Source organism: Paraburkholderia sp. SG-MS1 (assembly GCF_012275575.1).
In the GTDB taxonomy this organism is placed as follows: Bacteria; Pseudomonadota; Gammaproteobacteria; order Burkholderiales; family Burkholderiaceae; genus Paraburkholderia.
In genome coordinates this window covers 1-12,024 of sequence record NZ_NPIH01000287.1, presented here as the reverse complement: position 1 = coordinate 12,024, position 12,024 = coordinate 1, and the positions used below count along the sequence as shown (strand labels likewise).

Below are 12,024 nucleotides of genomic sequence, written 5' to 3'. Positions count from 1 at the left end.
GTGGAGCGGGCGCCGGGCAGGCACTCGGTCCCGCCGATGTTCACGCCCTTCACGCTGCGCAGCGTGACGCTGAAAAACCGCGTAGTGGTCTCACCGATGGCGCAATACTCGGCGGTGGATGGCATCGCTGGCGACTATCACCTGATGCACCTCGGCGCGCGCGCGATGGGCGGGGCTGGGCTCGTGATGACCGAGATGACCTGCGTGTCGCCCGAAGCGCGTATCACGCCCGCATGTCCCGGCATGTATGCGCCCGAGCATCTGAATGCATGGAAGCGCATCGTCGATCTCGTGCATCGTCAGTCGGATGCGAAAATCGGCATTCAGCTCGGCCATTCGGGCGCCAAAGGTTCGACGCGCGTCGCGTGGGAAGGCATCGACCAGCCGCTCGCCGAAGGCAACTGGCCGCTCGTTTCGGCTTCGCCGCAACAATATCTGCGCGGCGTCAGCCAGCATTCGCGTGAGGCCACGCATGAAGAACTGCGCGAAATCGAAGCGCAATTCGTCGACGCGACACGCATGTCGGCGCAAGCCGGCTTCGACTGGCTCGAACTGCACTGCGCGCACGGCTATTTTTTGTCGAGCTTCCTGTCGCCGCTGACCAATCAACGCACCGACGAATACGGCGGCTCGCTCGAAAACCGTTTGCGCTATCCGCTGCAGGTTTTCAAGGCGATGCGCGCGGTATGGCCGCAAGACAAGCCGATTTCCGTGCGTATCTCCGCGAACGATTGGGTCGAAGGCGGCACCACGCCGGACGACGCCGTGCAGATCGCCCGAGCCTTCAAGGCGGCCGGCGCGGACATGATCGACGTATCGTCGGGTCAGGTCAGCAAGGAAGAGAAACCCGTGTACGGCCGCATGTTCCAGACGCCGTTCGCGGACCGCGTGCGCAACGAAGCCGGCATCGCGACGATCGCGGTCGGCGCAATTTCGGAAGCGGATCACGTGAACAGCATCATCGCCGCGGGACGTGCGGATCTGTGCGCGATTGCGCGCCCGCATCTGGCGAATCCGTCGTGGACGTTGAACGAAGCGGCAAAGATCGGCTACTTCGATGTCGCGTGGCCGAAGCCCTATGCCGCCGCGAAGTCGCAACTCGAACGCAATCTCGAACGCGAGCGCGCACAGGCCATCGCGAACGCAGGGCTGTCGCCGCAAGAACGCGCGCAACGCGCAGAAGGAACCACGTGAGCCACGTGAATATGCCCCCCTCCCCGCTCGCGGGCCAGCACGCCGTGGTCACCGGTGGCGGCAGCGGCATCGGCGCGGCCATCGCGCAAGCACTGTTGCGCGCGGGCGCACGCGTTACCTTGATGGGCCGCAACGTGCAGCGGCTCGCCGCGCAGCAGGAAAAATGCAACGCGCTCGGCGACGTCATCTATCTCGGCGTGGACGTGACGCAGGAAGAGTCGGTCGCGAACGCGTTCAGCCAGGCGGGCGCGGTCGATATCCTCGTCAATAACGCGGGCCAGGCGCAAGCCGCGCCGTTCATGCACACCGACATGGCGCTGTGGCAGCGCATGCTCGACGCGAACCTCACCGGCGTCTTTCTTGGCACACGCGCGGTGTTGCCCGGCATGCTCGAACGCGGACGCGGTCGCATCATCAACGTCGCGAGCACGGCGGGGCAAATCGGCTACGCGTACGTCGCCGCGTATTGTGCGGCGAAACACGGCGTGATCGGTCTCACGCGCTCGCTCGCGCTCGAAGTCGCGACAAAAGGCATCACGGTCAACGCCGTATGCCCCGGCTACACGGAAACCGAACTACTGCACGCGTCGCTCGAACAGATCACCAGCAAGACCTCACGCACCGAACAGCAGGCGCGCGAAACCTTGCTGCGCTCCAATCCGCAACATCGCTTCGTGAGTCCCGAGCAGGTCGCCAACAGCGTGCTGTGGCTGTGCCAACCCGGCTCGGAGGCCATCACAGGGCAATCCATTTCCATCTCCGGCGGAGAAGTGATGTGACCAGGTCATCGAACGTGAAGAAGCCCGCTGCGGCGGGCGAAACGAAGCCGACGCGCAAAGGCGTGGCCCAACCCGCGGAGAACGTCGTGGACCTCGAAATGAGCACTGGCGCGGACAGTCACATGGGCTTGCGCCTGTGGTTGCGCATGCTGACCACGACGAACCTCGTGCAAGCCGAGTTGCGCAAGCGTCTGCGTAACGAATTCGACACGACGTTGCCGCGTTTCGATCTGATGGCGCAGCTCGAACGTCATCCGCAAGGCCTGAAGATGACCGAACTGTCGCGCCGTTTGATGGTGACGGGCGGCAATGTCACCGGCATTACGGATCAGCTCGAAAAAGAAGGGCTGGTGTCGCGCGACACGGACCCGAACGATCGCCGTTCGATCAGCGTGTGTTTGACGCCTGTCGGCCGCAAGGCATTCGACAAGATGGCGGCCGCGCACGAGCAATGGGTCGTCGAACTGTTCGGCGGGTTGAGCCTCGACGAAAAGTCGCGCACGCATCAACGGCTTGGGAAACTCAAGCAGCATTTGCTCGACAGTCTGAAAGATTGAAACATACCGAACGGTAGGAGACACCATGACACGATCCAACGCCGACGCACTACTGGCCGGCAACCGCCTGACACTCGCCGGCTATGAGGCGCGCCACTTCGGCTGGTCAGTGATCAACAAGGTCGCGACCATCACGCTGAACCGCCCCGAGCGCAAGAACCCGCTCACCTTCGAATCGTACGCGGAGCTGCGCGACCTGTTCCGGCAACTGGCCTATGCGACCGATGTGAAAGCGGTCGTGATCCACGGAGCGGGCGACAACTTCTGTTCCGGCGGCGACGTGCACGACATCATCGCGCCGCTGATCGATCTGCCGATGCCGGAACTGCTGCTATTCACGCGCATGACCGGCGATCTCGTCAAGGCGATGCGCCATTGCCCGCAACCCGTCATTGCAGCCGTCGACGGCGTCTGCGCCGGCGCCGGCGCAATTCTCGCCATGTCCTCGGACATGCGCCTCGGCACCGCGCGCAGCAAGCTCGCCTTCCTGTTCTCGCGCGTGGGCCTCGCGGGCTGCGACATGGGCGCTTGCGCGATCCTGCCGCGCATCATCGGTCAAGGCCGTGCCGCCGAACTGCTCTTCACGGGCCGCTCGGCAAGCGGCGATGAAGGCCACGCGTGGGGCTTCTACAACCGCCTGTGCGAACCGGCCGCGCTCGTCGAAGATGCGCAGAAGCTCGCCGCCGATCTCGTCGCGGGTCCGACGTTCGCGCACGGCATCACGAAGAAAATGCTGCATCAGGAATGGAGCATGAGCGTCGACGAAGCGATCGAATCGGAAGCGCAGGCGCAGGCGATCTGCATGAGCACGCGCGATTTCGAGCGCGCATACAGCGCGTTCGCCGCGAAGTCGCGTCCCGTGTTCGAAGGAGACTGAGTTGAGCGTCGATAACACAATGGATTGGCACAGCGCGCTTGCATGGCCGTTCTTCGAGCCGCGTCATCGCGAACTGGCCGCCGGCATCGAAGCATGGTGCAGCGCGAATCTCGGACACGAAGATCACGCGGATACCGACGCGACCTGCCGGCGCCTCGTGCGTGAACTCGGCGCCGCGGGCTGGCTGAAATACGGCGTAGGCGGTGTCGCCTACGGCGGCCACGGCGACACGATCGATACGCGCGCCGTGTGTTTGCTGCGCGAAACGCTCGCCAAACATTCGGGCCTCGCCGATTTCGCGCTGGCGATGCAGGGCCTCGGTTCGGGCGCGATCTCGCTCGGCGGCACGCATGAGCAGAAAGCCCGCTATTTGCCGCGCGTCGCGAACGGCACGGCGCTCGCCGCGTTCGCGCTGTCGGAACCGGAAGCGGGCTCCGACGTCGCCGCGATGGCGCTCTGCGCCCGCGAAGACGGCGACGCCTACGTGCTCGACGGCGACAAGACGTGGATCTCCAACGGCGGCATCGCCGACTTCTATGTGGTGTTCGCGAGAACCGGCGAAGCGCCGGGCGCACGCGGCATCAGCGCATTCATCGTCGATGCCGACACGCCGGGGCTCCACATCGCCGAGCGCATCGACGTGATCGCGCCGCACCCGCTCGCGCGTCTGCGTTTTGCAGGCGCTCGCGTGCCGCACAGCCAGATGCTCGGCGCGCCCGGCGAAGGCTTCAAGCTCGCCATGCGCACGCTGGATATCTTCCGCACGTCGGTCGCGGCCGCATCGTTGGGATTCGCGCGTCACGCAATGGCCGAAGGTCTCTCGCGCGCCGCGTCGCGCAAGATGTTCGGGCAGACGCTCGGCGATTTCCAGCTCACGCAGGCCAAACTCGCGCAGATGGCGTTGACCATCGACAGCAGCGCGTTGCTCGTTTATCGCGCTGCATGGCTGCGCGATCAGGGCGAAAGCGTCACGCGCGAAGCGGCGATGGCGAAGTGGCACGCGAGCGAAGGCGCGCAGCAGGTGATCGACGCCGCCGTGCAGCTCTTCGGCGGCATGGGCGTGCAAAGCGGCACCGCCGTCGAGTTGCTGTATCGCGAGATTCGTGCGCTGCGCATTTACGAAGGCGCGACTGAAGTGCAGCAGTTGATCATCGGACGCGATCTGTTGAAGGCGCATGCCGCCGCCGCGGAGCAACGATGATGACCGCAACCTTCGAGAGACCCGTGCGCATCCGCTTCTCGCACTGCGACCCGGCGGGCATCGTGTTCTTTCCGCAGTATCTGGTGATGACCAACGCCCTGGTCGAAGACTGGTTCAACGAAGGCCTGCACGTCGACTACGCGCACATGATCGCGCAGCGCCGCGTCGGCTTGCCGATCGTCAAACTCGACTGCGAGTTCTCGCGGCCCAGCCAGATGGGCGAAACGCTCACGCTGAACCTTAGCGTGAGCGCCATCGGCCGGCGCTCGGTCAGCATCGACATCGTCGGCCATTGCGGCGGCGAAACCCGCTTTCGCGCGAAGCAGGTGCTCGTGACCACGTCGTTCGACAGCGGCAAATCCATCGACATTCCGGCCGACATCGCGAGCGCGCTCGCGAAGTTCGCCCCCCAAACTGAATCCATCGAGGCGCATCGCTCATGAAACAGGCTCTCCTTCCCGCTGGCTGGATCAAACCGCGCGGCTACGCAAACGGTGTTGCGGCCCGCGGCACGCAGGTCTTCATCGCCGGCCAGATCGGCTGGGACGAACAGGCGAAATTCCAGACCGCCGACTTTGCCGCGCAAGCCATTCAGGCGCTCAAAAACGTGGTGGCCGTGCTGCACGAAGCGGGCGGTAAGCGCGAGCACCTTGTGCGAATGACGTGGTACGTCACCGACAAACGCGAGTATCTCGCGGCGCTGAAAGATATCGGCCGCGCGTTTCGAGAGTTGATCGGCGACTACGACATCGCGATGAGCGCGGTGCAGGTCGTCGCGCTGATCGAAGACGAAGCGAAAGTCGAGATCGAAGCGACCGCCGTGATTCCGCAGTAGGCGTCGAACGAAAGCAGCTTACGCCACCACTCACGCCAACCGTAGCGCATTAGCCCGCTCAACGCCCGGGAGACCCAGATGGAACCGTCAGCACACGTCGATACTTTCGCGCGCGACAATCTTCCGCCGCAGGACCAATGGCCCGTCTTCCTGCTCGACAACCCGGACGTGGCCTATCCGGCGCGCCTGAATTGCGCGACCGAGCTGCTCGAGCGCACCATCGAAGCGGGCCATCGCGACCGTCCGGCGATCTGGTCCGATGTGGATGGCGCACCGTGCGCCACCACCTATGGCGAACTGCTTGGGCTCGTCAACCGCAGCGCGCACGTGCTGGTCGATGAAATGCGTTTGCGGCCCGGCAACCGCGTGCTGCTGCGCGGGCCCAACACGCTGCAGATGGCCGTCACCGCGCTCGCCGCGCTGAAGGCCGGCCTGGTCGTGGTGCCGACCATGCCCTTGCTGCGTGCGAAGGAACTGAAGCAGATCATCGACAAGGCACAGATCAGCGCGGCGTTGTGCGACGCGCGCCTGACCAAAGAGCTGGCACGCTGCGCGAATCCTCAGGACGAGTTCTACTGCGCGAACCTGAAGCAAACGCGCCTTTTTCACGATGACGCCGCCGATTCGCTCGACACCCTCGCGATCAACAAGCCCGAGCACTTCGTCGCGTGCGACACCGCCGCCGACGACGTCTGCCTGATCGCCTTCACCAGCGGCACGACCGGCGCGCCGAAAGGCTGCATGCACTTTCACCGCGACGTGCTGGCGATGTGCGATCTGTTCCCGCGTCACGTGCTCAAGCCGTCGTCGAGCGACGTGTTTTGCGGCACACCGCCGCTCGCGTTCACGTTCGGCCTCGGCGGCCTGCTGTGCTTTCCGCTGCGGGCGGGGGCGTCCACGGTGCTGATCGAAAAGCTCACGCCCGAGACCTTGCTGCAAACGGTCGAACGATTTCACGCGACCATCATGTTCACCGCGCCCACCTTCTATCGGCAAATGGCGCCGCTCGTCGCGCGTCATGACATGTCGAGCCTGAAGAAGACCGTGTCGGCAGGCGAAGCGCTGCCCGATTCCACGCGGCGTCTGTGGCGCGACGCGAGCGGCATCGACATGATCGACGGAATCGGCGGCACCGAGCTGATCCACATTTTCATTGCCGCGCAGGGCGAGGAAATTCGTCCACACGCCATCGGCCGCGCGGTGCCGGGGTACGTCGTTCAGGCCGTGGATGATGCAATGCAACCGGTACCGCCCGGCACCATCGGCAAACTCGCGGTGCGCGGCCCGACCGGCTGCCGCTATCTCGCCGACGAGCGGCAGGCGAAGTTCGTGCGCGATGGCTGGAATCTGCCGGGCGATTCGGTGTATCTCGACGCGGACGGCTACGTGTTCTACCAGGCACGCGCCGACGACATGATCGTCTCGGCCGGCTACAACATCTCCGGTCCCGAAGTGGAAAGCGTGCTGCTGCAACACGACGCGGTGGCCGAATGCGGCGTCATCGGCCTGCCGGACGAGACACGCGGACAGATCGTCAAGGCGTTCGTCGTGCTCAACCCGGGCTATGCCCCGGATGACAAACTGGTCGCGCAATTGCAGGATTTCGTGAAAAATAGCGTGGCGCCGTATAAATACCCACGCGTCATCACGTTCGTCGATGCGTTGCCGCGTACTGAAACCGGCAAGCTCAAACGCTTCGAGTTGCGCACGATGGCGTAACCCACACTACAAGATTGGAGGCACACCGCATGGCTGGCTCTTTCATCGAAGTCGTCGCCCAGGATGGCGGCCGTTTCAACGCCTACGTCGCGCGTCCGACGCAAGGGGCGGGCCCGGGGCTCGTCCTGTTGCAGGAGATCTTCGGCGTCAACGACTCGATGAAGGCCGCCGCCGAGCGCTACGCCGAAGAAGGCTACGTGGTGCTGGTGCCCGATCTGTTCTGGCGCATCAAGCCGGGCATCGACCTCGGTTATGGTGAAGCCGATATGCAGCAAGCGCTCGGCTATCTCGGTCAGTTCAACGTCGACCTCGCTGTCGACGACATCGCCGCAACCATTGCCACCTTGCGCGCGCTGCCCGAGCAGGCCGGCAAAGTCGGCACGGTGGGCTACTGCCTCGGCGGCAAGCTCGCGTTCCTGAGCGCTGCGCGCACCGATGTCGACTGCGCGGTCAGCTACTACGGCGTAGGCCTCGACGCGCATCTGGACGAAGTGTCCGCGGTGCGCTGCCCGATGGTGTTCCACTTCGCCGAGAACGACGCGCACTGTCCGCCGCAAACGCGCGAGCAGATCAGCGCCGCCTTGCGCACGCGAGCGCAAATCGAGCAATATGTGTACCCCGGTTGCGATCACGCGTTCGCCGCCCCCGCGCGCGCGCAGTACGACAAACCCGCCGCGATGATGGCGTATTCGCGCACGCTCGCGCTGCTGCGCAAGGTGCTGGGCCCGGTCTACGATCTGAACGCGTTGTGGGAAGCGCATTGCTACCACGAGTTCGCCACGCGCGACGTGGACGCGGTCATGCCGACCATGGTCGCCGAGCCCTACGTCAACCACGTGCCGACGATGACCGGCGGCGTCGGCCATGACCGGCTCAAGCGCTTCTACACGCATCACTTCGTCAACTCGAATCCGCCCGACACGAAGCTGATTCCGATTTCGCGCACGATCGGCGCGGACCGCATCGTCGACGAGTTCATTTTCAGTTGCACGCATAGCTGCGAAATCGACTGGCTGTTGCCGGGCGTCGCGCCAACCGGCAAGTATTTCGAAGTGCCGATGCTGGCGGTGGTGTGCTTCCGCGGCGACAAGCTCTATAACGAGCACATCTATTGGGACCAGGCATCGGTGCTGGTGCAGGTGGGCCTGCTCAATCCCGAGGGACTGCCGGTGGCCGGGATCGAAAGCGCGCGCAAGCTGCTCGATGAAACCTTGCCGTCGAATCAACTGATGGGCAGCAAGGCGCGGGTCTGATCCGTGCGGGTGGGCATGGCCACGAGGTGCGACTAGAGTCACACCTCGGCACGACATCCCTATGATCTGATGCTCCACTGTCCAACGCCCATCGACCCATGCTGACCGTCCATCATCTGAACAACTCCCGCTCGCAACGCGTGTTATGGCTGCTCGAAGAACTCGGCGTGCCGTATGAGATCAAGCGTTACGAGCGCGATCCGAAAACGATGCTGGCGCCGCCCGAATTGCGCGCGGTCCATCCGCTCGGCAAGTCGCCGGTGATTACCGATGACGGCCTCACGATCGCCGAGTCGGGTGCGATCGTCGAGTATCTGATCGGCAAATACGGTGAGGGGCGGTTCGCTCCGGCGCCCGGCACGCCCGAACGGCTGCGTTACACGTACTGGCTGCACTATGCGGAAGGCTCGGCCATGCCGCCGCTGCTGCTCAAGCTGGTGGCGCTGCGCATTGCCAGCGCGCCGATGCCGTTCTTCGCGAGGCCGATCGCGCGCAAGATCGCGGCGACGCTGCAAGCGAGCTTCATCGATCCACAACTGAAATTGCACCTCGGCTATATCGACAAGGAACTGAGTGTAACCGGCTGGTTCGTCGGCAACGACTTTACGGCCGCTGACGTGCAAATGAGCTTCCCGCTCGAAGCCGCAACGGCGCGCGGTGGGTTGAACGGGCAGATTCCCACGATAGCCGGCTTCCTGAAGCGCATTCACGCACGGCCGGCCTATCAGCGCGCGCTCGAACGCGGCGGCAGGTACGACATACTCGGCGGCGACTGACGCAGCTCGGGGTTGGCAAACCGGGGTTTCGTAGTGGGCCGCGAAACGCCCGAGTGCTAGACTCAAAAGCTCATTGCCTTCGACGAATTCGCGCCGCCGGTAGCCACCCAGCGGGGGCCTATCCGGCAACGGCTCACATCCCTCGAATTCGCGGGATTGCGCCCCGAAGCGAACCCGCTCGATCGCGGCACAGGAGCACCCGCATGACTCATCATTCCATTCACGGCAAGCAACGCTGGCTGGCGCTCATCGTGCTGTGCCTGGGCGTGCTGATGATCGTTCTCGACACCACCATCGTGAACGTCGCGCTGCCGTCCATCGCGGCGGACCTCGGCTTTACCGAAACTTCACTGGTCTGGGTCGTCAACGCCTACATGCTCACGTTCGGCGGCTGCCTGCTGCTCGGCGGACGGCTCGGCGATCTGTACGGACACCGAAAGCTGTTTCTCGGCGGCATCACGCTCTTCACCTTCGCGTCGCTCGCGTGCGGCATGGCGAACTCGCAAGTCCTGCTCGTCGGTGCGCGCGCCGTGCAGGGTTTGGGCGGCGCCATCGTTTCGGCGGTGTCGTTGTCGCTGATCATGAATCTGTTCACCGAACCCGGCGAGCGCGCGAAAGCCATGGGCGTGTATGGCTTCGTGTGCGCGGGCGGCGGCAGCATCGGCGTGCTGCTCGGCGGCCTGCTCACCAACCTGCTGAGCTGGCATTGGATCTTTCTCGTCAATCTGCCGATCGGCATCGCCGTGTACGCACTGTGTGTCACGCTACTGCCGTCCGCGCGCGGGCATGCTCACGGCGAGCGGCTCGACGTGGCCGGCGCGGTCACGGTCACCGCGTCGCTGATGCTCGCCGTCTACGCGGTCGTCAATGGCAACGAAGCAGGCTGGAGCTCGGCGCAGACGCTCGGCTTGCTGTTCGTCGCGCTCGCGTTGATGGGCGCGTTCCTGACAATCGAAGCGCGGGTCCAACATCCGCTGATGCCGCTCGGCCTGTTCCGCCTGCGCAATGTCGCGACAGCGAACGTAGTCGGCGTGCTGTGGGCTGCCGCGATGTTCGCGTGGTTCTTCATCTCCGCGCTGTACCTGCAGCGCGTGCTCGGCTACCGTCCGTTGCAGGTCGGGCTCGCGTTTCTGCCCGCCAATCTGATCATGGGATTCTTTTCGCTCGGTCTGTCGGCCCGCGTGGTGATGCGCTTCGGTCTGCGTCGTCCGTTGGCTGTCGGTCTGCTGGTCGCCGCGTGCGGTCTCGCGTGGTTCGCACGCGCGCCGGCCGACGGCAGCTTCGTGCTCGACGTGCTGCCCGGCATGATCCTGCTCGGCTTCGGCGCGGGCATCGCGTTCAATCCGATGCTGCTCGCCGCCATGAGCGACGTCGATCCCGCCGATTCGGGCCTCGCGTCCGGCATCGTCAACACGTCCTTCATGATGGGCGGCGCGCTCGGCCTCGCGGTGCTCGCGAGTCTCGCGGCCGCGCGCAGCGACGCGCTGCAAGCGTCGGCCGGCGCGATAGCCGCGCTCAACAGCGGCTATCACGTGGCGTTTCTGTGTGGGGCGATTTTCGCGGCGGCAGCCGGCGTGCTCGGCGGCTTGCTGCTGCGGCCGGGCCAAGCCGGCGGCGCGGACGCTCATGGTGCGTCGGCATCGGCAGAGCCATCAGCGCCTGCGGGTGCGGCGGGCAACGAGGCGGCGACAGAAAACTACTAAGCCGCGCGCTGCAATGCGGGATCACACTCCCCTCCGCCAATGCCCGTCTTACCTACTATGCGCATTTGCCGTCACTGCCAGCATTGCTAGATGCCGGCGTCGATGATCTGAAACCCCACAGCGGGTACCTGTCTCCGGACAAAGATCGCGTTGATATCTCGCGGAGGCGCGAGCGGCCCTGAGCCCACAGAAAGACTCAGACGCTGTCAATTTCCATGACTCGTCCGTCAGCAGCTGGATGAACGACGTGCAGGATTTTCACGACACAGCGGCCTTGATAAAGACTTGGACCGAAGTATCACCGTTGACACGTCGGTTGTGCACCTTGCCAAGGCAACTGGCATGCCGGTCTGGCTATTGAACCGCTTTACAGCCGATTGATTCGCGATGGCCGACCCAATGCGGTAAAAGCCCCTGGTATTTCAACGTCGAGGTATTCCATCAGGAACGCTACGGCGATTAGCACCCCACGCTCGTGGAAATACGCGAGGCGGGCTTGCCCGACGACCGAAACGGGCTGTTGCCGATGCACAGGTTTGCGCCGGCACCTGACTCAGATCGAGTTGGTGGTATATGCGTATGACCTGGGCACACACAGGCCAGGATACAGTCTTCTCACGTCAAATGCGCCCCCCGTTTTGGGGATCATATGTTCATCACGTGGCACAAACCAGCGTGCGAAAGAGCCAAGGGCATATGTATCAGGCGGCATCCGGCTGCTGTATGCATCGTTGGCTGTAGTTGGTGAAAATCCTGCGGCCGGCTTCGCTAAACAATGCTGTTCAGCCGGTGTGCGCGGGAAATACGGGCATGCTTCGCACGCGATACGACCTCTCCCAAGGTTTTTTGAAGAGGCAATGAGCGAGGGGGCGAGTGTCCAGGTATAAATTTGATGTTTCTTACCTATTTTAATTAGCATTACAAATTAACTATTTTAGCGAATTGAATTTCAATAAGAAGGGAGGACAAATTGAATAAGACCTATAAGACTGCACGGAACGTCAGGGCCCACACTCATGTCACCGCGTTCGAACTGGCCACACGCCGCGGCGCGACAGGCGCGCCGGGGTGCCGTGCGCTGCTGGCCGCAGGCGCCAGTCTGTTGAGCGCATTGGCATTTTCTCAGACTG

The 12,024-nt window shown here is 63.9% G+C and carries 11 protein-coding genes; all 11 read left to right on the top strand.

The genetic code is table 11. From position 1 onward, the window contains the following. The coding region (locus CIC12_RS33525) for an oxidoreductase (protein WP_446728059.1) at positions 1-1,194 on the top strand (1,194 nt) is incomplete at its 5' end. A gap of 11 nt (positions 1,195-1,205) precedes the next feature. Then, positions 1,206-1,973: an SDR family NAD(P)-dependent oxidoreductase gene (locus CIC12_RS31830; protein ID WP_168670429.1), complete on the top strand. Its 768-nt coding sequence runs from the start codon at positions 1,206-1,208 to the stop codon at positions 1,971-1,973. Then, on the top strand, positions 1,970-2,530 hold the full coding sequence (locus CIC12_RS31825; RefSeq protein WP_168670423.1) for a MarR family transcriptional regulator: 561 nt from the start codon (positions 1,970-1,972) through the stop codon (positions 2,528-2,530). The genes CIC12_RS31830 and CIC12_RS31825 overlap by 4 nt, the downstream gene beginning before the upstream one ends. 25 nt (positions 2,531-2,555) lie before the next feature. Beyond that, positions 2,556-3,407: an enoyl-CoA hydratase family protein gene (locus tag CIC12_RS31820; protein ID WP_168670421.1), complete on the top strand. Its 852-nt coding sequence runs from the start codon at positions 2,556-2,558 to the stop codon at positions 3,405-3,407. 19 nt (positions 3,408-3,426) lie between these two features. Next, the gene (locus CIC12_RS31815) at positions 3,427-4,608 is read left to right on the top strand and encodes an acyl-CoA dehydrogenase family protein (RefSeq protein WP_446728060.1); all 1,182 of its coding nucleotides are present in this window, start codon (positions 3,427-3,429) and stop codon (positions 4,606-4,608) included. Further along, on the top strand, positions 4,608-5,051 hold the full coding sequence (locus CIC12_RS31810) for an acyl-CoA thioesterase (protein ID WP_168670427.1): 444 nt from the start codon (positions 4,608-4,610) through the stop codon (positions 5,049-5,051). Before CIC12_RS31815 ends, CIC12_RS31810 begins: the two co-directional genes overlap by 1 nt. Next, complete coding sequence (locus CIC12_RS31805) at positions 5,048-5,443, top strand: RidA family protein (RefSeq protein WP_168670417.1); 396 nt, start codon at positions 5,048-5,050, stop codon at positions 5,441-5,443. Before CIC12_RS31810 ends, CIC12_RS31805 begins: the two co-directional genes overlap by 4 nt. A gap of 78 nt (positions 5,444-5,521) precedes the next feature. Further along, a complete protein-coding gene (locus CIC12_RS31800; protein ID WP_168670415.1) occupies positions 5,522-7,162 on the top strand; it encodes an AMP-binding protein in 1,641 nt (546 codons plus the stop codon). A gap of 29 nt (positions 7,163-7,191) precedes the next feature. After that, positions 7,192-8,415, top strand: coding sequence for a dienelactone hydrolase family protein (locus CIC12_RS31795; RefSeq protein ID WP_168670413.1), 1,224 nt, complete (start codon positions 7,192-7,194; stop codon positions 8,413-8,415). Between the two features lie 98 nt (positions 8,416-8,513). After that, positions 8,514-9,191, top strand: a complete 678-nt coding sequence (locus CIC12_RS31790) for a glutathione S-transferase (protein WP_168670411.1) — start codon at positions 8,514-8,516, stop codon at positions 9,189-9,191. Positions 9,192-9,394: 203 nt separating this feature from the next. Beyond that, positions 9,395-10,894, top strand: a complete 1,500-nt coding sequence (locus CIC12_RS31785; RefSeq protein ID WP_168670409.1) for a DHA2 family efflux MFS transporter permease subunit — start codon at positions 9,395-9,397, stop codon at positions 10,892-10,894. Positions 10,895-12,024 lie beyond the last annotated feature (1,130 nt).